Source organism: Sphaerisporangium rufum (genome assembly GCF_016863395.1).
Taxonomy (GTDB): domain Bacteria; phylum Actinomycetota; class Actinomycetes; order Streptosporangiales; family Streptosporangiaceae; genus Sphaerisporangium; species Sphaerisporangium rufum.
Window position 1 is genome coordinate 1 of record NZ_BOOU01000093.1, and the last position, 22387, is coordinate 22387.

The following is a 22387-nucleotide window of genomic DNA, read 5'->3' on the forward strand; positions in this document are numbered from 1 at the left end:
CCCGGGCGGGCCGGTGGGGGTCGGTGTCGGTGTCGGGCTGACCGTGGGAGTCGGGGTGGGGGTCGGGGTCGGCGAGCCGGTCGAGGAGAACATGAACCAGTCGACGTTGACGTTGCCGTTGAGGAAGACGAGCTTGACGTCCTTGGTGCTGTTCTGCGGCGGCAGGGTGAGGGTCTTGGTCTGGTAGCTGTTCCAGCCGCCGGTGCCGCCCACGGTGAGGGTGCCGGTGTTCACGCCGCCGACCCACACCTGGATCCCGGAGTTGCCCCCGCCGTTGGCGACGCTGAACTGGATGGCATTGGTGCCGGTGTGCAGGTCGACCCCGTTGTACTGGGTCCAGGCGTTCGCCGCCACATAGCACAGCACGCCGCCGCAGACCTGCAGCGACCCGCCTGAGGCGTCGTAGCCTTCGGCCTGGATCGTGGACCAGCCGTCGCGGGTGGCGGCCCCGGCCTCGGGGGCGGCCACCGCGGCGCCGAAGCCCAGGGCGAGCGCGGCGAGCGCGATGATGGTGATGATGGCGTGGCCTGGACGGGAGCGTGCTGCTCCGGTCCGTGGAATGAGTGCCATGCGCCCTGACTCCTTTCTCGTCACCGCCATGGCCGGTGGTGACGTTTCGCGGGCAGCCGGACACGCGGGCGCGAACCCGTATCGAGGTGGTCGGGGAATATGCCGGTGGCCGGCGCGTCATCGTGGGCGCGGGTCATCCGTCCGGGCTGTCCTGGCTGCCGTGATGAGGGTCATCCTCACACGCGGTGCAAGTCGCATTCAACTATGAATATACATTCATAATTATGTTCGGGGGTGGATGGCCGAGCCTGTCGCCTGGTCTTCCCGCGCGTGGCCCGGATGAAATCGCATCACCTGCCCGGGAGGCCGCCGGCCGGGCGCCGGCCGTTACCGGCGAGCTTCCAGAGCCCTGCCCGGCCACCATGAAAGTTTCACCCGAGCACGCCCTTTTTGCCTCGGGTCGGGTGCTGTGTTTCGTGCAGCGGCATGGCGTGCCGACCCGGGCGGGAGTCGTTTCTATTCGTGGCCACAATGTGTGATCAAGGTATCTTGTTCTGTTATCGTGAATATAAATTCACCAATGAATTTCTCTTGATGTGATGAAGAACGCATGTGATGATGACGGCCATCGCGGCAGGGGAACCCGCCGGTGCCGCCTCGCCCGGCAGTGGCGAGAGGCAGGCTCCCGGCCACTTCACCCGGCGCTCGGCAGGGCGTCCGTGCCGGAACAGCCGGCTGCCCGGACCCATCACCGCCGCACGACGGCGATGACGAGAAAGGAGTGGGCCGGATGAGACTCATCCTCCGGCCGGGAGCCGTGGGCTCCCGGCTGCGCCGCGGCGCCGTCGCGGTGGCGGCGCTCGCCCTCGCCGGCGGCGCGGCCGTCACGGCCGCCACCCCGGCCGGTGCGGTGACCGCCGTGACGTGGGGCGCGCCGGCCGGCATCAGCGGTCCAGCAGATGTCGGCACCGCCGGCACGCTGGTCCGCGCGGCCAACCTGACCCGGAGCGGTGCGTCATCCGACGTGGACACCACCGTCAACGGGGTGACGTTCACCCGGTCGCCCTACACCGGGGCCACCACCACCCTGCCCGGCGGCGACACCCTGGTCACCAGCGACGGCGGCCGGGCCGGCGCCTACGACGGATTCGGCGGCGGCACCGCGCCGTTCAGCGCGCTGCCCGCGGCCTACCAGACCCTGCTGCGCTCCGGGCACTACAACGACGGCGACACGGCAACCGCGGACACCACCGCCCGCAGCACGCTGACGCTGCGCAACCTCTCGCCGGGCACCCGGTACCTGTTCCAGGTGTGGGTGAACGACTATCGCCTGAACAACCTCGGCCAGAACAACCCCGGTCTCGGCACGGTCGTCTCCGACGGGGCCGGCGGCGTCACCCTCGAGCACAACGTGAACAACGCCTTGGGCGGGGTCGGCCAGCACGTCAGCGGCACCTTCACCGCGGATGCCACCACCAAGGCGATCACCTTCACCGGTGCCAACAGCGGGGCCGACACCTCCTCGCCGAGCGCCACGGCGATCGTCAACGCCTACCAGCTGCGCAGCCTGGACGGCGGGAGCGGAGCTCCCGCCATCACCGGCCAGCCGCAGGGCGCCACGGTCACCGTGGGCGGCAGTGTCACGTTCAGCGTCACGGCCACCGGCGCCGCGCCGCTGAGCTACCAGTGGCGCAAGGACGGCGGCGCCATCGCCGGCGCGACCGGATCCAGTTACACCATCGGCAACGCGCAGCAGTCGCATGCCGGTTCCTACACGGTGGTGGTGACCAACCCGGCCGGTTCGGTGACCAGCGCTCCGGCGACGCTGACCGTGAGCACGGCTCCGCCCTCGACCGGCCGGCCACGGGTCATCGCGCTGACCGACGGCGAGGTCGACGACCGCAGCACCATGATCAGATTCCTGCACTACACGTCCGACTTCGACGTGGCCGGCATCGTGCAGACCAACTCGCGGTACCAGAAGAGCGGGCACAGCGGCGAGAAGTGGATCGAGGCGCAGCTCGCGAACTACGCGAAGGTCCTGCCGAACTTGCGACGTCATAACCCCGGCTATCCGGACGCGAGCGCCCTGCAGAGCGTGGTGCGGGTGGGCAACGAGAACTCCGCGGACCTCAACGTGGCGCCGCCCGCCATGGCGACGAAGAACACGCCGGGCGAGCAGCTGATCATCCGGACGCTGCTCGACGGCGATCCGCGCCCGGTGCACATCACGGTCTGGGGCGGCGCCAACACGGTCGCCTCGGCGCTGTGGACGCTGAAGACCTCCTACAGTGCCGCCGACTTCCAGCGGGCCGTCCGCAAGGCGCGCATCTACTGCATCTGGTACCAGGACGGCGGCGGCCAGTGGATCGAGGACAACATTCGCGAGGCGTACATCAACGAGGCCTACCGCTGGGACAACGTGTGGGACTACGGCAGCCTGTCGGGCCCGAGCCCAGACCATGTCAAGGCCTACATGACGAGCTCGTGGCTGAACACGAACGTCAAGAGCGGCCATGGCCCGCTCGGGGCCATGTACCCGCAGAGCTTCGTGAGCGAGGGCGACACCCCGTCGTTCCTGCACGAGATCGCCAACGGCCTGGACGCCCACGAGGACTACACCCTCGGCGGCTGGGGCGGCAGGTCGATCGTCGAGGACCCGGCGAGCAAGCCCGGCCACCTCACCGACTCCACCATCTCCGACGACGGTGACCGCAACAAGATGTACTGGCGTTGGGTCCCGGCGGCGCAGAACGACTTCGCGGCCCGGATGGACTGGGACGTCGCCTCCTCCTACAGCGGCGCCAACCACCAGCCGAAGGCGGAGGTGGCCGGCGGTCTGCGCCGCACCGTGTCCCCCGGCCAGGTGGTCACGCTCGACGCGTCGGCCTCCACCGATCCCGATGGGAACGCGCTGGGCTACCAATGGTGGCAATACGCCGACGCCGATTCGGCCGCCGCCAAGGTGACCATCAACAACCCCACTTCGCGCAATGGCGCGAGCTTCACCGTGCCCAATGAGCCGGGCAGGCAGATGCACATCATCGTGGAGGTCACTGATAACGGAAGCCCCGCCCTGACCTCCTACCGGCGAATCATCTTCACCGTCGGCTGACCGGTGGGACCGGAGCCGGGGGACATCGTTCCCCGGCTCCCGCACCGATGAATGAAGATCTCACGGCGACGGAGCCGGCCGATGGAACCCGAAAATCCCGACGTACATCCAATGAATTGATATTCGCCGTCGAATATCATTTGAAAGAATCGGCGCCACCGTTCAGGAGGATTTGATGCGTCCCCCCAAGTACCGGGCCCGGGCGGCCCGGCTGGCCGCCGCCGCGTCGGCGGTGCCCCTCGCCGCGATGGTGGTGTCCGCCGCGCCCCCCGCCCAGGCCGCGACCGGGTGCGCCGTCACCTACACCACCAGTGACTGGTCCGGCGGGTTCACCGCCAGTATCTCGATCAAGAACCTGGGCGGCGCGATCAACGGCTGGACGCTGGGATTCGCCTTCCCCGACGGCGGCCAGAAGGTGACCAACGGCTGGTCGGCCACCTACCGCCAGAGCGGTCGCGACGTCACGGCCACGAATGTGGACTACAACGGCTCGATCGCCACCGGCCAGGCGGTGTCCATCGGGTTCAACGGCACCTGGTCGGGCGCCAACCCCAAGCCGGCCTCGTTCACCCTGAACGGCGTCGCCTGCACCGGCTCCACCACCACTCCCACACCCACGGCCACCCCGACGGGGAGCCCCACCCCCACCCCCACCCCGACGCCCACCCCGACGCCCACCCCGACGCCCACGGTGACCCCGACGCCTCCGCCGGGCGGCTGTGACACCCGGCTGGTGGGCTGGGCGGCCGTCGCGGGCGGTGGCATCAGCACGACGACGGGCGGCGGCAACGCGGCCCCGCAGACCATCACCACGCTGGAGGACCTGCGAAAGTACGCCGGGGACTCCACCGCGCGCGTGCTGAAGGTCTCCGGGACGATCAGCACCGGCTCCACCCCGCTGGAGATCGCCGGGAACAAGACTCTGGTCGGTGCGGACAAGAACGCGACCATCCGGGGCGGCATCAACATCTCCGCCGGGGCGAACAACATCATCGTCCGCAATCTGAACATCCAGGGCGCCGGGAAGGGCGGCAGCCCGGCCGACACGGTCGCGGCCCGGGGCGCGCATCACCTGTGGTTCGACCACCTGAACGTCTGGGACGCCGGCGACGGCCTGATGGACCTCACCAAAGGCTCGGACCACCTGACGGTGTCCTGGGTGAAGTTCTGGTACACCGACGCCGGCAACGCGCACCGCTTCGCCAGCCTGGTGAGCGCCGGCGCCGACCACGATGCGACCGACCTGGGCAAGGAGAACGCCACCTACCACCACAACTGGTTCGCCGAGCTGGTCGACCAGCGCATGCCGCGGATGCTCTTCGGCAAGGGGCACGTCTACAACAGCTACTACACGGCCAGTGGCAACACTTACGCCATCGGCGTCGGTGCGCTGGCCTCGGTCCTGATCGAGAACAATTACTTCAAGGGCGTGAAGAACCCCCACCAGTTCATGTACGACCGCCCGCACTACATCACCGCCCGGGGCAACATCTACGACAACACCACCGGCACCAGGGACACCGGCGCGGGGGGCACCGGCGGTGGCGTCACCCCCTTCACCAACCCGCCCTACGCTTACACGATGGACAGCGCCCAGGACGTGCCCGGCATCGTCACCCGCTGCGCCGGCCCCCGCTAGCACCGCGCTCACCTGACCGGCCCGGACGTCGCCGAGGCGACCGCCGGCCATCATCGGACCGTCCCGGTCGTGCCCGCCGTCGCCGACCGGGGCGGTCTTCCGCGCGGCGGCCCGCCGCGATGTGCGCACCGCCGTCGCCGGCCGGCCCGGCCGCCACCGCGCGTCTTGGCGCGACGCCGGCGAAGGCCATCGGGGCCGGAGTCCGGTGTCCGCGCGGGGCGGATCGCGGCCGCGCCCGTGATCGCGGAATGGCGACCGAACATCGTGGCGCCGACCGCCCGGCGGACATACTCCGGCCCGGTGTTCATTTTCTCGCGTGAATCTGCCCGCGTGGAAGGCTGCCGCATCGATGAAGTCTTGTCCGTCGGTGAACTCTGCCCCCGAGGCGCATTTCTGAAACTTACACCCGCTCGCTCCGCCCGCCGATTCCTCCGATCAGGGCGAATGGCCGCCGGCTGTCCGTCCAGTGGCGGACGGCATTCGGAGTTCGTTGACATTCCACGGTCGGGTGTATAAGTTCATGACTGAATCTTTATTCAAAGATTCATCGGCCGGTCATTGCGCCGGGTGTCACGATCGCGGCGTGCCGCCCGGATCCGAGCATGCTCGGATCCGGCCGATAATTCCAAGGCATCCCATGGAAAGGTGTTTCGAATGGCAACACGCAGGTATGGCCGGGCGATTCTCGGTGTGGCCACCGCGATGACCGCGGCCACGGCGGGGCTCATCGGGGCGACCTCCGAAGCGGCGACGGCCGCCTCGGGCTGCCGGGTGAACTACACGATCACTTCGCAGTGGGCCGACGGCTTCACCGCGAGCATCGACATCACCAACCTCGGGGACGCGGTGTCGGGCTGGAAGCTGGGCTGGACCTTCGGCGCGGGCCAGAAGGTCACCAGTGGCTGGAGTGCCACCTACGCGCAGAGCGGCTCGGCCGTCACCGCCGCCAACGCCTCCTACAACGGCTCCCTCGGCACCGGCGCGAGCACGTCGATCGGATTCCAGGGCGCCTCGGGCGGGAGCAACCCGGCGCCCGCGTCGTTCACCCTCAACGGGGTCACCTGCACCGGCGGCGTCGGCGGCACCCCGACTCCCAGCCAGTCTCCCACGCAGACCCCCACCTCCAACCCCACGCCGCCCCCCTCGGGCGGCGGCGGTCTGGTGGGCTGGGCCACCCAGAACGGCGGGACCACCGGCGGCGGGAACGCGAGCACCGTGACGGTGAGCGACTCCTCGGCGCTGAGTTCCGCCATCCGGGGGACGAACGCGTCGGTGGTCCGGGTGTCCGGCACCCTCTCGTGCTCCGGCATGCTCCAGGTGGGGTCGAACAAGACCATCGTCGGCGCCTCCGGGGCCACGATCGCCGGCTGCGGCCTGAACGTCTCCCGGGCGCAGAACGTGATCATCAAGAACCTGATCTTCCGGAACTGGAACGACGACGCCATCAACGTGCAGTACTCGACCAACGTGTGGATCGACCACAACTCGCTGTCCAACGGGTACGACGGCGCCATCGACATCAAGCGGGCCAGCGACTACGTCACCGTGTCGTGGAACAAGATCTCCAACCACAACAAGGCGATGCTGCTCGGCCACGACGACGGCAACGGCGGCGAGGACCGCGGCCACCTGCGGGTGACGTACCACCACAACTGGTTCGACGCCACCACCCAGCGGCACCCGCGGGTGCGGTTCGGCAACCCGGTGCACGTCTTCAACAACTACTACTACGCCAACGGCGGGTACGGCGTGGCCTCCACCATGGAGGCCGGTGTGCTGGTCGAGGGCAACTACTTCGACAACGTCAAGGACCCCTACCACCGCGGTGAGGGCTCCTCGCCGGCCGGCAACCTGGTGGCCCGGGACAACTACAAGGTCAACTCGGGAGCGGGGGACGCGGGCGGCAGCGTCGCGTCGGTTCCCTACTCCTACTCGCTGGACAGCGCCTCCAGCGTCAAGTCCGTCGTGACGGGCGGCGCCGGCGCGCACTGACCCGCGCCGGACCCTCGCACCGCCGATTCACCGTGCGGTCCCGGCGCCGGATCCTCCGGTGCCGGGACCGTGGCGTACCGCCGCGAACCAGATCACCGCCTCTGCTTGACTCGGCTCACCGCCATACCGGATGCTAGAACTATTCGTGTGTGAATTTATATGCAAGGAGTTTTCGGCGTGGCTTACACAGCGGGCATCTGGGTGTTCGGCCAGATTCTGGATCGGTACGCGACGGACGGTTACGGGCCGGCGATCAGCACCATCGACGCGATCGAGTGCGCCGGCAGCACGGGTCGCCTATCGGGGGTCGACCTGAACTATCCCTGGTCCTCGCCGGACATCGGCGACGACGACGTGCGCGCGGCGCTGGACAAGCACGGCCTGCACGTCCGCACCATCACGCCGGCGATCTACAGTCGGCGGTTCGCCCGCGGGTCGTTCACCCACCCGGACCCGGCGGTGCGCGCCGCGGCCGTCGAGCTGGCGCACGAGTCGGTCGAGGTGGCCCGGCGGCTCGGCGCCGACTATGTGAAGTTCTGGCCCGGCCAGGACGGCTACGACTATCCCTTCCAGGTGGACTACGCGCAGTTGCGGCGCTGGAGCCTGGAGGGCATCGGCGGGGTGGCGGCCCGGCACCCCGACGTCCGCTTCGGCATCGAGTACAAGCTCAAGGAGCCACGCACCCGGCTGTTCTGGAGCACGGCCGCCGCCAGCCTGCTGGCGATCGACGACATGGGCGTGGACAACGTGGGCCTGGTGCTCGACTTCGGGCACTCGCTGTTCGCCAAGGAGAACCCGGCCGAGGCGCTCACGCTCGCGCACCAGCGCGGCCGGCTGGTCGACGTCGAGCTGTGCGACAACTACCGCGAGTGGGACGACGACCTGACGGTCGGGGCGCTGCACATCGTGGAGACCCTGGAGTTCCTGCACACCCTCGACCGGCTGGGCTGGGACGCGCCGCTCAAGCTCGACCTGTTCCCCTACCGGGAGGACCCGGTCCAGGCGGTCCGCGACAGCCTGGACACCATCGACCTGCTCCGCGAGCGGGCCCGCCGGCTGCCGCTGACCGAGCTGGCGGCGGCGCGCGCCGACCACGACGCCCTGGCCGCCCAGCGCATCGTGCGACGGGCGCTGTTCGGCTGAGCCCGGATCGGCCGGTCGCCCTCCGGGGCGTCCGCCCCCGGCGGCGGCCGGAGGCTCGGGCAGGCCCGGCCGGCCGGGGTCCGCCGGCCGGGCCCCGCGTCACCGATCGTCGGGTTCCGCGGCGAGGCGCCGGGCCACCCCCAGGTCGGTGACCAGCACGTCGACCCAGCCGCCGCGCAGCGCCGCGCGGATCGCCGTGTACTTCCGCGAGCCGCCGGCGATCGCGACCACCCGGGGAATCGAGCGCAGCGTCTCGACGTCGATGCCCAGCACCCGGTCATCGAGCGGGGACCGCACGGCCTGGCCCTTCTCGTCGAAGAAGCGCAGGCAGATGTCGCCGACCGCGCCGAGCTCGCGCAACGCCTCCTGCTCGCCGTCGGCGATGGCGTTGCCGCTCTCCACCAGCAGCGGTGAGGGCTCCAGGCTGCCCAGCCCGGCGAGCAGCATGGACAGGCCGCCGTAGGTGGCCAGGACGTCGCTGATGTGCGGGTCGGACATCAGCACCTCGCGAGCCGCCGGCGAGGAGGCCAGGCCGGGGGCGGGCAGGAAGACCGCCTCGGCTCCGGTGAGGATGGCCAGCCGGTCGGCCAGGCGGGTGGCGTAGACCTGCGAGGTACTGTTGCCGACGCCGCCGATGACCTGGACGACCCGCTCGGCGACCGGGGTGGGCCGGGGGCGCATCGCGTCGACGGTGGCCAGCAGCGTCGAGCTCCACGAGGAGATGCCGATGCGGTCGCCGCCGGTCAGCGTGGTCTCCAGGTACACCGCGCCGGCCGCGCCGATGGCCTGCAGCACCGACTGCTCGCCCGGCGCCGGCTGGCCGGGGTCGGCCACCACCACGTCGCGCAGGCCGAAGCGGCGCTCGATCCGTTCCTCCAGCTCGGCGTGCACGCCGGACGGGGTCACCACGGTGGTGCGGACGATGCCGAGCTCGGTGGCCTGCTTGAGCAGGCGGGAGACCCGCGGCTGGGAGATGTGCAGCTGTTCGGCGATCTGCGGCTGGCGCATGCCGTGCTCGTGGTACATGCGGGCGACCTTGGTCAGCAGTCGTAGCTGGCTGGGGGCCAGGCCGCCGATGGCCGGCTCGCGCAGGTTGCTGCGTTCGGTGGGCACGGGGCTCCTCACGGATCGGGGTGGACGCCGAACCTTGCCACCTTATCGTAGCTGAATTTCCATTCACCATTGACTGGGATGCGGCCAGACATCAAGATGAGCTTGATAATCAATTCACTATCGAATAGGTATTCAATGCTCCAGGTGGACAGGGAAGAACTCGGGCGCTGGCGGGCGCTGCGGCGCCTCGTCGAGACCGCGGATCCGCCGACCCGGGCCGCGGCGCTGCGCGCGGCGGCGGACCGCTCGCGGACCGTCGTCATCCGGACGATCCGGACGGCCGGGATGGGCCACGTGGGCGGCGACCTGTCGGTGATCGATATCCTGACCTGCCTGTACGCGGCGGTGCTGCGGGTCGATCCCGAACGGGCCGGCTGGCCGGACCGGGACCGGTTCATCCTGAGCAAGGGGCACTGCGCCGCCGCGCTGTACACCACGCTCGCGCACAGCGGGTTCTTCCCGCCCGCCGCGCTGAGCACGTTCATGGCGCCGCTCTCGCCGCTCAACGGGCATCCGGACCGCAACAAGGTCCCGGGGGTGGAGACCAACACCGGCCCGCTGGGCCACGGCCTGCCGGTTGGGGTCGGTGCGGCGATCGCCGGCCGGCTGGCCGGGTCGTCCCGGCGGGTGTACGTGGTGCTCGGCGACGGCGAGTTGCAGGAAGGCAGCAACTGGGAGGCGGCGATGGCCGCCGGCCACCGCGACCTGGACAACCTGACCGCCGTGGTGGACCGCAACCGGTTGCAGCAGGGCGCCCGGACCGAGGCGACCAACCGGCTGGAGCCGCTGGCCGGCAAGTGGCGTAGCTTCGGCTGGCAGGTGAGCGAAGTGGACGGGCACGATCATCTGGCGCTACTGGCGGCCTTCGCCGAGCCGGGCGCCGGGCGGCCGAGGTGCGTCATCGCGAACACGGTGAAAGGTAAGGGCGTTTCCTTCATGGAAGACCGGGTGGAGTGGCATCACAAGGTCCCCTCGGCGGAGCAGGCCGAGGCCGCGCTGCTGGAGCTGGCCCCGTGACCGGCCCCTTGACCGGTGCGGTCGCCACCGGCGAGACGTTCGACTGCCGGGTGGCGTTCGCCGAGGAGCTGTGCGCGCTGGCACGGGCCGACGAGCGGGTCGTGGCCGTGTGCAACGACTCGGTCGGCTCCAGCAACCTGGGCGGGTTCGCCGCGGAGTTCCCGGACCGGCTGATCAACGTCGGCATCGCCGAGCAGGACATGGTGGGCGTCGCGGCCGGCCTGGCCGGCGGCGGGTTCGTGCCGTTCGTCTGCGGGGCCGCGCCGTTCCTGACCGGCCGGGCGCTGGAGCAGATCAAGGCCGACCTGGCCTACAGCAACGTGCATGCCGTGCTGTGCGGGATGAGCCCCGGCATGGCGTACGGCGCGCTGGGACCGACCCACCATTCGATCGAGGATCTCGCCTGGCTGCGGGCCATCGCCGGCCTGACCGTCGTGGTGCCGGCCGACCCGGTGCAGACCCGCGGCGCGCTGCGCTGGGCCCTGGGCCATCGGGGCCCGGTCTACCTGCGAATCGGCCGGCACAAGGTGCCGGCGGTGACCCCGCCGGGCCGGGACTTCCTGGTCGGCCGGGCCGACACGCTGGTGGAGGGTGACGACGTGACCATCGTGGCCGCCGGCACGCTCGTCTCGCGGGCCGTGGAGGCGGCCGCCCTGCTGTCCGGCTCCGGAGTGCGGGCCCGGGTGCTGAACATGGCGACCGTCAAGCCGCTGGACGAGGCGGCGCTGTTCGCCGCGGCCACCCATACCCACGGGATCGTCACGGCCGAGGAGGCGACCGTCCACGGCGGCCTGGGCGCCGCGGTCGCGGAGTTCGTGGTGCAGCACGCTCCGGTCCCGATGCGGCTGCTGGGCGTGCCCGGGGTGTTCGCGCCGACCGGCGACACCGACTTCCTGCTGGAACACTTCGGCCTGACCGCGCGGGGCATCGCCACCGCGGCGCTCGGCCTGGCGGACGCGCGCCGTGCCTGATCCGCTGGTCCTGGCGATCGACCAGGGGACGAGTGCCACCAAATGCCTGCTGGTGGACGCCGCCGGGCGCATCGTGGCGCGTGCGGCCACCCCGGTGGCGGTGGACTACCCGCAGCGCAATCGGGTCGAGCAGTCTCCGATGGAGATCTGGGCGAGCGTGCGCGACGCCGTCGCGCGGTGCGTCTCCGGCCACGACCCGGCGGACATCGCCGCCGTCGGCGTCAGCAACCAGCGCGAGTCGGTGCTGCTGTGGGACCGCGCCACCGGGCTACCGCTCGGCCCGATGCTCGGCTGGCAGGACCAGCGGACCGCCGACGCGTGCCGGCGACTGCGGGCCGCCGGTGCCGGCGAGGCGGTGCGCCGGATCAGCGGGCTGCCGCTGGACCCGATGTTCAGCGCGCTCAAGGCCCGGTGGCTGCTCGACACCTACGACCCGGACCGGCGGCGCGCCGCGCGCGGGGAGCTGTGCCTGGGCACGGTGGACTCCTGGCTGATCTGGCGGCTGACCGGCGAGCACCGCGTCGAGATGGGCAACGCGGCACGCACCCAGCTGCTCGACGTGCGCCGGCGGGCCTGGAGCGAGGAGCTGCTGGAGCTGTTCGACGTGCCGCCCGAGGTGCTGCCCGCGCCGGTCCCGTCGTCCGGTCCGTTCGGCGAGGTCCGCGATCTGGCCGGCCTGCCGGCCTCGGTGCCGCTGGCCGGGGTGCTGGGCGACTCGCACGCGGCCCTGCTGGCCCACGGCGCGGTCACCCCCGGCCTGGTCAAGGCGACCTATGGCACCGGATCATCGGTGATCGGAGTGCTGGACGTTCCCGGCGCCGTACCGGACGGGCTGTGCCTGACCATCGCCTGGGACGAAGGCACGCCCGTCTACGCGGTGGAGGGGAACATCCGGGCGAGCGGGGCGGTGCTGGCCTGGCTGGCGAGATTGCTGCGCACGACGCCGGCCGAGCTGGCGGCCATGGCGGAGAACGCGAGCAGCGCGGGTGTCGACATCGTGCCGGCCTTCGGCGGACTGGGCGCCCCCTGGTGGGACGAGCACGCCACCGGCCTGATCAGCGGCCTCGATCTGGGCACCGCTCCCGAGCAGCTGGCCCGCGCCGCGATCGAGGCGATCGCGTTGCAGGTCAACGACGTGGTGGCCGCCGTGGCCCAGGGGGCGGGCCCGGTGCGCCGCCTGCTGGCCGACGGCGGCGGCAGTGCCAACGACACCCTGATGCAACTGCAGGCCGATTTCGGCCGGATCCCGGTATGGCGGGCGGTGACCCCGAACCTGTCCGCCCTCGGGGCGGCGCATCTGGCCGGCCGGACCGCCGGGGTATGGAGCCGGGCGGACCTGGGCGAGCTGCCGCGGGAGTACGACACCTTCACGCCGTGCGCGGACGGCGCCGGACCCGCGGAGCGGGTCGCCTCCTGGCACACGGCGGTGGATCGCGCCCGGCTACGCCTGCCGAAGGACGCCTCCGGCTGACCGGCGCCGTCCCCCGGGCCGGCGCCCCCGGCGGCTCCGCACGACTTCCGGCGGCCTGCCGGGCTTGCCACAACTTCCACGATGTCCGCGCCGCCACGACTTAACGACACGGTCACGACCTTGGTGAGTGGTTGACCCCACTGCCGCACGGAGTGACACTGGACGCATCTCCAATCGAGAGTGAATGGAAATTCAATGATAGGTCGGGTCGGACGCATCGGACACCGCGCCGGCATCCTCCGCACGCCCCGGGCGCCGCAGCGGGCGCGGAGATCGCGAACGCGGGCACTGCTACCGGCCGTGCTCGCCGGCATCGTCGCCGTGGCCGGCTGCTCCGGAGTGCCGGGCGTCTACGTGGTCGAGAGCGCCGCGTCCGATGCGGCCCAGGACGGCGCCTTCGACGCCGCCAAGTACGCGGCGGGCATCTGGTCGGCGAAGGTCGTGCCCACCGTGCTCGCCAAGGCCGCCGACGCCGAGGCGGTCGTCAAGGCCGTCAAGGCCGATCCCGAGGAGGCCGGGCAGAAGTACGGGCGGCGGACCGGCACCGGCGGACCGTACGCCGTCATGGTCAAGGGCACCGGGAAGGTGCTGTCGGTGGCGAGGTCCAGCGGCGCGGGCCGGATCGAGGTGGACCTCGCCCCAGCCGACGGGAAGCCGGACCTGGGCATCGCGATCGGCCCGGTCTTCCTGGGCACCGCCCTGCGCGACGCGGTCGGGTTCATCGACTTCGGCCAGTTCACCAACCAGGTCGACTACGCGAGCGCGGCGACGGCGCTCAACACCCAGGCCAGGCTGCGGGTCGTCGCCCCGGCACGACTCGACGGCGCCGAGGGGAAGAAGGTCGCCTTCGCCGGCGCCTTCCAGCTGCTGGACCCGAAGAACATCGTGGTGACACCGGTGTCGCTGGAGCTCTCGTGACCGCCCCGGCGAGCCGGCCGCTCCTGGTGGCGGAGAACGTCAGCAAGTCCTACGGCGGGGTGCGCGCCCTGCGCGAGGTGACGTTCACCGCCTACCACGGTGAGGTGAACGTCCTGGTGGGGGAGAACGGCGCCGGCAAGTCCACCCTGATGAAGATCCTGGCCGGCGCGGAGTCGCCGACCGCCGGGCGCATCCTGCTCGACGGCGCGGAGGTCACCTTCCGGTCCCCCCGGGACGCCATGAGCCACGGGATCGGCATCATCCACCAGGAGCTGAGCCTCTTCCCCGACCTCAGCATCGCCGAGAACATCTTCGCCGGGCGGGAACCGCGCGGCGCGCTGGGCATGGTCGACTTCGCCGCCGAGAAGGCGAGGACCGCCGCCGTGCTGGCCCGGCTCGGCCGGCGGCTCGACCCCGGCACGCCGGTCGGCCTGCTGCCGATCGGCCAGCAGCAGCTGGTGGAGATCGCCCGGGTGCTCGCCGAGGACGTCCGCGTCCTGATCATGGACGAGCCCACCTCCGCGCTGAGCAACCAGGAGGTCGACACCCTCTTCGAGGTGATGGACGACCTGCGGCGGGACGGGGTGACGGTCATCTACATCTCGCACCGCCTGGAGGAGTTCCGCCGGATCGGCGACCACGTCACCGTGCTGCGGGACGGGACGCTGGTCGCCCACGCGCCGATGACCGAGACCGACACCGGCTGGATCGTCCGGCAGATGGTGGGGCGCGGCCAGGAGGGCCTGTTCGCGCGCGACAGCGCCGCCACCGGCGAGGTGCTGATGTCGGTCACCGGCCTGACCGCGCCCGGCCCGGCCGGCGCCGTCCTCGACTCGGTCTCCCTGGAGGTGCGCCGGGGCGAGGTCGTCGGGGTGTACGGGCTGATGGGGGCCGGCCGCACCGAACTCATGGAATGCCTGATGGGCGCCCGGCAGGCCACCGAGGGCGAGATCCGGGTGCGCGGCCGGGTGTGCGCCGAGGCGACCGTGCCCGCCCGGCTGGCCGCCGGGCTGGCGCTGGTGCCCGAGGACCGCCAGCGCGAAGGCCTGGTGCAGACGATGTCGGTGCAGAACAACGTCCTGCTGTCCAGCCTCACCGCGCTCGCCCGGCGCTGGCTGCTGTCGCCGCGGCGCGAGAGGGCCGGCGCCGGCGAGCAGGTGGCCGACCTCGCGATCAAGACGCCCGGGCTGCGGGCGGAGGTCACCGCGCTGAGCGGCGGCAACCAGCAGAAGGTGGTGCTGGCGCGCGCGCTGCTCACCGAGCCCACGGTGCTGCTGCTGGACGAGCCCACCCGCGGCGTCGACGTCGGCGCCAAGGCGGAGATCGCCCGGGTCATCGGCGACCTCGCCGGCCGCGGGCTCGGCGTGCTGTTCGCCTCCTCCGAGCTCGCCGAGGTCATGGCCATGGCCGACCGCATCCTGGTCATGGCCAAGGGGCGGATCACCGGCGAGTTCCAGGCGGGCCAGGTCAGTGAGAAGGAACTCGTCGCGGCATCCGCGTCGGACAAGGCATTCGGAGGACGACCGTGACCGCCACCGTCAAAGGTGAGACCAGATCCGCGCCGGCCCCGGACGGCCCGGCGGCCGCGTCGCGGTGGTCGCCGCGCGCCGGGCTGCTCCTGCTGCTGCGCGGGCGCACCGCCATCGTCCTGGTGCTGCTGATCGTCGTCTTCCACACGCTGTCCCCGCACTACCTCAGCGACAGCAACCTGCTGCTGATGACCAAGCACGTGTCCATCAACGCGATCCTGGCGATCGGCGTCACGTTCGTCATCCTCACCGGCGGGATCGACCTGTCGGTCGGCTCGATCGCGGGCCTGGCCGGCATGATCTGCGGCGGCCTGCTGTACGAGGGGCTGCGGCTGCCGGGCGACACCGTCTACTTCTCGGCCGTGATGGTGATCCTCATCGGCATCCTGGCCGGCACCGGCGTGGGGGCGCTCAACGGCCTGCTCATCACCCGGCTGCGCGTGGCGCCGTTCATCGCCACCCTGGGCATGCTCTACGTCGCCCGCGGGTTCGCCTCGCTGCGCAGCGACGGCGGCACCTTCCCCGACCTGGCCGGACGCCCGGCGCGCGGCAACACCGGCTTCTCCATCATCGGCGTGAACACCTGGCTGGGCCTTCCGGTGGCGGTCTGGATCATGGTGGTGGTCGCCGCGGCCGCCATCCTGGTCACCACCCGCACGCCCTTCGGCCGGCGCGTCTACGCCGTCGGCGGCAACGAGCGGGCCGCCGTCCTGGCCGGCATCCGGACCGGCCGCATCAAGACCGCCACCTACATGATCTCCGGCGCCTGCGCCGCGCTGGCCGGCCTGCTGCTCACCTCCGAGCTCGGCGCGGCCTACCCCGACACCGCGACGACCTACGAGCTCAACGCGATCGCCGCGGCCGTACTGGGCGGCACCTCGCTGTTCGGCGGCCGGGGCACCATCGCCGGCACGGTCATGGGCGCCTTCGTCATCGGATTCCTCAGCGACGGCCTGGTGCTCGTCGGTGTCTCGGCCTTCTGGCAGCTCGTGGTGAAGGGAAGTGTCATCGTCCTGGCTGTTGTCATGGAGCAAGCGCAACAGCGTGTCCAGGCCCGGATGGCGGCACACTGACCCGCCCGGGCGCCCATTGATCCGAAATCTCGCGGCCGCCGGCCGGCCATGCCGGCCTGCCCGAGTCCGCGTATCAACCTAAATATTCATCCGAAGGGACTTCGAAGGATGACTTCTTCCTCCGCATCGCCGCGCCGCGCGCTGGGCGCGCTGGCCGCCGCCACGCTGCTGACCCTGGCCGGCTGTGGCACCTCCGGCGAGCAGCCCGCCGCGTCCGGCGCGTCCAGTGCCGCACCCGCCGCCGCGGCCAAGCTCATCGTCATCATCACCCCGTCCCCCGACAACGTGTTCTTCAAGGCCGAGCAGGACGCCGCCGCCGCCCAGGCCAAGAAGCTCGGGTACGAGACCCTGGTGCTCAGCCACGACGACGACCCGACCAAGCAGAGCCAGGAGATCGACACGGCGATCTCCCGCAAGGCGGCCGCGATCATCCTGGACAACGCCGGTGCCGACGCGTCGGTGGCGGCGATCCAGAAGGCCAAGGACGCCGGCATCCCCAGCTTCCTGATCGACCGGGAGATCAACAAGGCCGGGGTGGCCGCCGCGCAGATCGTGTCGAACAACGCGCAGGGCGCGGCGCTCGGCGGCCAGGAGTTCGCCAGGCTGATGGGCAACAAGGGCAAGTACGCCGAGCTGACCGGCAAGCCCACCGACACCAACGCCGGCGTCCGCTCGCAGGGTTACCACAGCATCCTCGACCAGTACGGCGACATGAAGATGGTCGCCCAGCAAGCGGCCAACTGGGACCAGGCCACCGCCCTCAGCATCACCCAGACGATCCTGCAGGCGCACCCGGACCTCAAGGGGATCATCGCCGGCAACGACACCATGGCGCTCGGCGCGTACGCGGCGCTCAAGGCCGCCAAGAAGACCGACGTCATCGTCGTCGGGTTCGACGGCAGCCCGGACGTGGTCGACTCCATCACCGGCGGCGGCGTCAAGGCCACCGTGCTGCAGCCGGCCGCCAAGATCTCGGAGATGGCGGTCGACCAGGCCGACAAGTTCATCAAGACCAAGAGCACCGGCCTGCCGGAGAAGCAGTCCATCGACTGCACGCTGGTCAACAAGGACAACGCCGCCGACGTGACGAACTTCGCGATCAAGTCTTGACGGCGGGCGCGGCGTTCCGGTGGAGCGGGGGCTCCACTGGAACCCGCGGCGCCGGATCAGCGGTCGCGAGTTTCACCCGCCGTGAGTCCCGGCGGATTTCCGGCATGCGTCGGGTGAAGCGGCGGACGGCAGCGTTCGGATGGTGTGACCGGGCCGATCGCGTACCGGAGAGCCGGGTGACGAACGCGGTCGCTGCGCCGCCGTTCAGGGCCGCCGTTCAGGGCCGCCGGTCATGAACGAGGGTGCGACAGGCGGCCAGGACGGCCGTTTGGCCGATTTCGTAATCTCCGGAATCAACGACATCTGAGGAATTACCGCTCGTCACGTCTCGTGTCCTATACCCTGCGCAAAGTCACTTTTCCTGCGGGCTGTGCGAGGGGGGCGGGCGTGCCATTGTCGTGGGGCGATCTCCCGGTCGGGCGGGTGCTTCGCCTGGCCGGAGCCGATTCCGCCATCGACGCGAACGTCATGGCATTGCTGCTGGACCCGTTGCCCGAGAACGGGCCGGCCATCGTCACCGCCACCGCGGCCGGCGGCGATTCGGTCCCGGCGATGGTGGCGTCCGTCCTGGGCGATCTGGAAACGCTGGCCCTCGGGCTTTTCCCGGCCTGGTTACCCGAGGCGGAACGGCTTTCCGGCCCCGGCGGCGGTGGCACGGCGGCGGCCCGGACCCTCGCGATGCGCCTGGCGTCCGGCAGCCGTCATTTCGGACCGTTCCTGGCCGATCTCGCCGCCCGGGCCGTCCAGCACCGCGGCCCGCTGGTCCCCGGGCGGCCCGCCGCGGCGGGCCGCGTGTTCCCCGCCGAGATCCGGGCGGCGGGGCTGGCCCGGGTCATCGCGTCCACCTTCGGCCGCGAGTCGGCGGCGCTGGTCATGTACGTGCCGGAGCACCTGTCCTCCCGTGACGAGACGCTCCTGGTCGCCGCGGGTGAGTGGCTGGCCCGGCACGGCGGCATGGGGGTCTGGCTGGTGGGCCCGGAGCTGCGCCGCGTCGAGACCCGTTACCTGACGGTACCGGCGGCGATCCGCCGGCTGGCCGACGAGCTGGCCGGAACCCTGCTCACCCGACCGGTGGGCGTCCCGCCGGTCGCCGGCCGGCCGCACCCGGGGAGCGCGGTCGAGCGGGCGATGGAGGCGGCCCTCGCTGAATGCGAATGGGCGCACGGCCGGGCCTGGAACCAGCGGTACCGGTCCACAGATCCGCTGTTCGTGACGATCCGCACGGATCTGATGTGGGAGCGGGAGAAATGCGTCGTGGAATTCGACGGCCCGGAACACGAGACCCTCGCCCAGCTGGAACGCGACCGCATCCGGGATCGGCACCTGGAACGTGACGGATTCACGGTGCTGCGATTCACCAACCGGCAGGTGCTGGACGACCTGCCCCAAGTCTTACGCCATATCCAGGAATTCCTCCAGGCGCGACGCCACGGAACGACCATAGGAGCAGCTTGATGTCCGACGAAAGGCTCACGTACCAGCAGGTGGCCGCACTGCTCGTACTGAGGGAACTCGGCGCCGCGGTGGCGCACCAGGCTCTGAAGAATGAATGGGGCCTGGACCTGGCCCGAAAGAACCGCGATGGCCTCGTCGACGCCAAACTGATCGAGATGGAGATCCGGGCCAGGCGGGCTTACTGGTACACGATCACGCCGGCCGGTGAAGAACGGGCGATCGAGGAAGTGCACCGTGGAGTCCCGGTGTCCTCGCGTTCGGGTAAGGCGCTGGCGCTGCTGTACCTGCGGTCTCTCCAGCGAGCCAAGGCGGCGACTCCCGCTGCCGAGGAGCCCGTGGCGCTCCCGACCTCGGAGATGTCACCACCGGAGGTGGAGGATCGGATCCGCGAGGCCTACACGAAGATCACGCCGGGCGCCGGGCGGTGGGCTTCGATGACCCGGCTGCGCGAGCAGCTGGCGGACATCGACCGGGATCTCCAGGACGAGGTGCTGCGCACCATGATGCTCGACGGCCGGGTGGACATCGAGCCGGTCGCCATCCTGGGTGATCTCAAGCCGGAGGACCACGCCGCCGCGATCGTCATCGGCAGGAAGCCCAACCACCAGTTCCGAGTCGGAGCGTGACGATGGTCACCGAGTGGTACGCGCTGCACAGCCTCGGGCACTTCTCCACCGTCAACGCCGCCGAGGACGTCTGGCAGCCGGTTCCCTTTCACGTGCCCGGCATGCACCCGGCGGCCTCCCACGCGCTGCGGTCGGGACTGGACGCCGCCGCGGCCTCCCCGGTGACCAGCCCGATCGGGGTGGTCCTGGAGGGTGGTCCCGGCAGCGGGAAGACGCACCTGATGAGCTGGCTGCGCGAGCAGGTCGTAGAGCGCGATGGGTACTTCTTCCTGATGGGGGTGCTCGACGCCCGCAATTTCTGGGAGAGCGCGGTCGTGTCCATCCAGGACGGGCTGGCCCGGGTAGGTGCCGATGAGGAGACCCAGCTCAAGCGGTTTCTGCGCAGCCTGACCGGACACATGGGACTCCCGCGAAAGACCGGGCAGGCGGTCATCGGCAACCAGCCGCTCACCCGGGACGACCTCGATCAGTTCATCCAGGCGCTGTACCGGGTCGACCGCCGGGTCGGCCGGGACGCGCAGGACGTCGCCCGGGCGCTGGTGCTGCTGGCCGCCGGCGACCACGCTCTGGTGGACCTCGGCGAGTCCTACATCTGCTCGATCGAGGACGGCGAGAGCTATCGGCTGGACTGGGGCTTCCGGCAGGTCCGCAAATCGCCCCAGGAGATCGTCCGGGACATCTCGCGACTACTGGCGCTGACCGGCCCGAGTGTCATGGCCTTCGACCAGCTCGACGCCTTCATCGCCCAGAGCACCCTCTTCACCGAGGGTGGCCAGAGCGGTCCGGCGAATTCGGTGGTTCTCCAGTTCGCGCATGGGCTGACCAACCTCCGGGAGGTGACCAGCCGGACCCTGACTGTCCTCTCCTGCCTGCCGGAGAGCTGGACGACTCTGGAAGGGCTGGCCGTCCAGAGCTTCAAGGATCGCTTCCGTAAGGCCACCTTCCTCCGGCGCATTCCGAGTCCGGAGGTCGGGGCGGAACTCGTCACCATGCGCCTGGAGGCGCATTTCAAGGAGATCGGGTTCGACCGGCCATATCCCACCTGGCCGCTCAGGCCGGAGGCCTTCGCGCAGGCACCGTTCTACACGCCGCGTGAGATTCTGGAATGTCTGTCCCAGCACATCCAGAGATGCCTGCTCCAAGGTGAGATCACCGAGTTGGAGAGCCTTGACGCGACCTCGGACCAGGGCATCGATTCACCAAAGCCTCGTCCGGACCAGGAGATGCTGCGGGCGATCGACCTCAAGTTCGCCATGCTGGCGGACGCGGCCGACGTCGGTGGCGCGCTGGAGGCCGCGCAGGAGGACGCGGTCCTTCCCGGCCTGCTCACGGCGGGACTGCGGGCCTGGGTGCTGGAGCGGCGCGAGACGGCCGCGCGCTACCGGGTCGATCCGCCGATGGGCCGGAAGACCTCCCTGCACGCCGGTCTCAAGCAGGTCCTGAACGAGGCGACCGAGGACGAGGTGCACTGGTCGTTCCGCGGCATCGCCGCCACGCATCACCTCGCCGCGCTCACCCGGCTGCGCAAGGCGGTGCTCAAGGCGGGTCTCGCCGAGGAGAGCCCTAAGCGCCGGTTGATCATCATCCGGAACATCCCATGGAACTCCGGACCGGTCACCCGGCAGGCGGTGGCCGACTTCCACGCCAGGGGCGGCCGGGTGATCACGGCCGACGTGGAGGACCTCAAGGTGCTGTGCGCGCTGCGGCAGCTCTTCGATGAGAACGTTCCTCACCTCGACCGGTGGATCGCCGACCGGAGGCCCATCGCCGACCTCAAGCTGTTCAAGGACGCCCTGGGGGACTGGCCCGACCCGACCACGCCGCCGGAGCCGCCCGCCCCCGAAGCCCCGTCCGGGCAGGCGAAGCCGCAACCGGACCGGCAGGCCGGCAGGCCGGAGGATTCCCCGGAACGCCGGCCGGCCGGAACGCCGCCGCGGGCCGAACGCAAGCCGGGCGGAGCGCCGTCACCGGCCGAACCCGAGCAGGCGGCAGCACCGTCACCGGCCGAACGCCGGTCGCCCGGCGTGCCGTCGTCTGCGGAACACAATCCGGCCGGAACACTGTCAGCGGCCGAACTCGGGTCCCCAGGCGCGCCGCCATCGGCCGAGCCGGGACCGGTCGCAGCACCGGCCCGGGCCGACCACGGTTCGGCCGGAGCGCCGTCGCTGACCGTGGGGCACACCTTCGACGGCGGGACTCCGGTCTCCGTCGAGGTGGAGGCGCTCCGCAAGCATGTCGCCATCTTCGCCGGATCCGGCTCAGGGAAGACCGTGTTGATCCGGCGGATCGTCGAGGAGTGCGCCCTGCAGGGGGTGTCCTCCATCGTGCTCGACCCGAACAACGACCTCGCCCGGCTCGGCGACCCCTGGCCGGCCGAGCCCGCCGCCTGGGGGCCGGGTGATGCGGACCGGGCGGCCCGCTACCTGGCCGATACCGATGTCGTGGTCTGGACCCCGCGCCGGAAGAAGGGCCGCCCGCTGGCCTTCCAGCCGCTGCCCGACTTCGCCGGCGTCCGGGACGACGTCGACGAGTTCAACGAGGCCGTCAACGCCGCCATGGCGGCGCTCGTCCCGCGGGCGAAGGCGGAGGGCGGCAGCAGCAGGGCCCAGCTTGCCCGGGGAGTGCTCATGGAGGCGGTCGTCCACTTCGGCCGGTACAAACGGGGCGGTCTGGACGGGCTGATCGAGCTGCTCGCCGACTTCCCC

The 22387-nt window shown here is 70.8% G+C and carries 16 protein-coding genes; 14 read left to right on the plus strand and 2 right to left on the minus strand.

The features are described 5' to 3' along the window. Window positions 1-570 (minus strand): carbohydrate-binding protein (locus tag Sru01_RS31140; protein WP_203993265.1); only part of this gene is annotated, 570 nt, incomplete at its 3' end. A 730-nt stretch (window positions 571-1300) separates the two neighbouring features. Here Sru01_RS31140 and Sru01_RS31145 point away from each other — a divergent pair. The 4 genes from Sru01_RS31145 (at window position 1301) to Sru01_RS31160 (ending at window position 8399) form a co-directional block, all read left to right on the plus strand. Then, window positions 1301-3625, plus strand: coding sequence for a nucleoside hydrolase-like domain-containing protein (locus tag Sru01_RS31145; RefSeq protein WP_203993268.1), 2325 nt, complete (start codon window positions 1301-1303; stop codon window positions 3623-3625). A 175-nt stretch (window positions 3626-3800) separates the two neighbouring features. After that, window positions 3801-5264 (plus strand): cellulose binding domain-containing protein, encoded by a 1464-nt coding sequence (locus Sru01_RS31150; protein ID WP_203993270.1) that lies wholly within the window; start codon window positions 3801-3803, stop codon window positions 5262-5264. Window positions 5265-5918: 654 nt separating this feature from the next. Further along, window positions 5919-7256 carry a pectate lyase family protein gene (locus tag Sru01_RS31155; protein ID WP_239137894.1) on the plus strand — a complete coding sequence of 446 codons (1338 nt, stop codon included), beginning with the start codon at window positions 5919-5921 and terminating at the stop codon, window positions 7254-7256. 177 nt (window positions 7257-7433) lie between these two features. After that, window positions 7434-8399, plus strand: a complete 966-nt coding sequence (locus tag Sru01_RS31160) for a sugar phosphate isomerase/epimerase family protein (RefSeq protein ID WP_203993272.1) — start codon at window positions 7434-7436, stop codon at window positions 8397-8399. Window positions 8400-8498: 99 nt separating this feature from the next. Here the strand turns inward: Sru01_RS31160 and Sru01_RS31165 are convergent, their stop codons facing one another. Continuing rightward, window positions 8499-9512, minus strand: coding sequence for a sugar-binding transcriptional regulator (locus Sru01_RS31165; protein WP_239137895.1), 1014 nt, complete (start codon window positions 9510-9512; stop codon window positions 8499-8501). Between the two features lie 144 nt (window positions 9513-9656). Between Sru01_RS31165 and Sru01_RS31170 the strand changes: the two genes are divergently transcribed. The 10 genes from Sru01_RS31170 to Sru01_RS36030 all read left to right on the plus strand — a co-directional run. Further along, window positions 9657-10529, plus strand: a complete 873-nt coding sequence (locus Sru01_RS31170; RefSeq protein WP_203993274.1) for a transketolase — start codon at window positions 9657-9659, stop codon at window positions 10527-10529. Then, window positions 10526-11500 (plus strand): transketolase family protein, encoded by a 975-nt coding sequence (locus Sru01_RS31175; RefSeq protein WP_203993276.1) that lies wholly within the window; start codon window positions 10526-10528, stop codon window positions 11498-11500. The genes Sru01_RS31170 and Sru01_RS31175 overlap by 4 nt, the downstream gene beginning before the upstream one ends. Next, window positions 11493-12971 carry an FGGY family carbohydrate kinase gene (locus Sru01_RS31180; RefSeq protein ID WP_203993278.1) on the plus strand — a complete coding sequence of 493 codons (1479 nt, stop codon included), beginning with the start codon at window positions 11493-11495 and terminating at the stop codon, window positions 12969-12971. The genes Sru01_RS31175 and Sru01_RS31180 overlap by 8 nt, the downstream gene beginning before the upstream one ends. A 300-nt stretch (window positions 12972-13271) precedes the next feature. Beyond that, window positions 13272-13889, plus strand: coding sequence for a DUF2291 domain-containing protein (locus Sru01_RS31185; RefSeq protein ID WP_203993280.1), 618 nt, complete (start codon window positions 13272-13274; stop codon window positions 13887-13889). Beyond that, window positions 13886-15418, plus strand: coding sequence for a sugar ABC transporter ATP-binding protein (locus Sru01_RS31190; protein ID WP_203993283.1), 1533 nt, complete (start codon window positions 13886-13888; stop codon window positions 15416-15418). The genes Sru01_RS31185 and Sru01_RS31190 overlap by 4 nt, the downstream gene beginning before the upstream one ends. Further along, window positions 15415-16491 carry an ABC transporter permease gene (locus tag Sru01_RS31195; RefSeq protein ID WP_203993286.1) on the plus strand — a complete coding sequence of 359 codons (1077 nt, stop codon included), beginning with the start codon at window positions 15415-15417 and terminating at the stop codon, window positions 16489-16491. Before Sru01_RS31190 ends, Sru01_RS31195 begins: the two co-directional genes overlap by 4 nt. 108 nt (window positions 16492-16599) lie before the next feature. Further along, a complete protein-coding gene (locus Sru01_RS31200) occupies window positions 16600-17601 on the plus strand; it encodes a D-ribose ABC transporter substrate-binding protein (RefSeq protein ID WP_203993289.1) in 1002 nt (333 codons plus the stop codon). Window positions 17602-17988: 387 nt separating this feature from the next. Next, the gene (locus Sru01_RS31205; RefSeq protein ID WP_203993291.1) at window positions 17989-19056 is read left to right on the plus strand and encodes an endonuclease domain-containing protein; all 1068 of its coding nucleotides are present in this window, start codon (window positions 17989-17991) and stop codon (window positions 19054-19056) included. Continuing rightward, window positions 19056-19682: a hypothetical protein gene (locus Sru01_RS31210; protein ID WP_203993293.1), complete on the plus strand. Its 627-nt coding sequence runs from the start codon at window positions 19056-19058 to the stop codon at window positions 19680-19682. Before Sru01_RS31205 ends, Sru01_RS31210 begins: the two co-directional genes overlap by 1 nt. Before the next feature lie 2 nt (window positions 19683-19684). Further along, window positions 19685-22387, plus strand: a 2703-nt coding sequence (locus Sru01_RS36030) for a helicase HerA domain-containing protein (RefSeq protein ID WP_239137896.1), incomplete at its 3' end; no start/stop codon positions are given.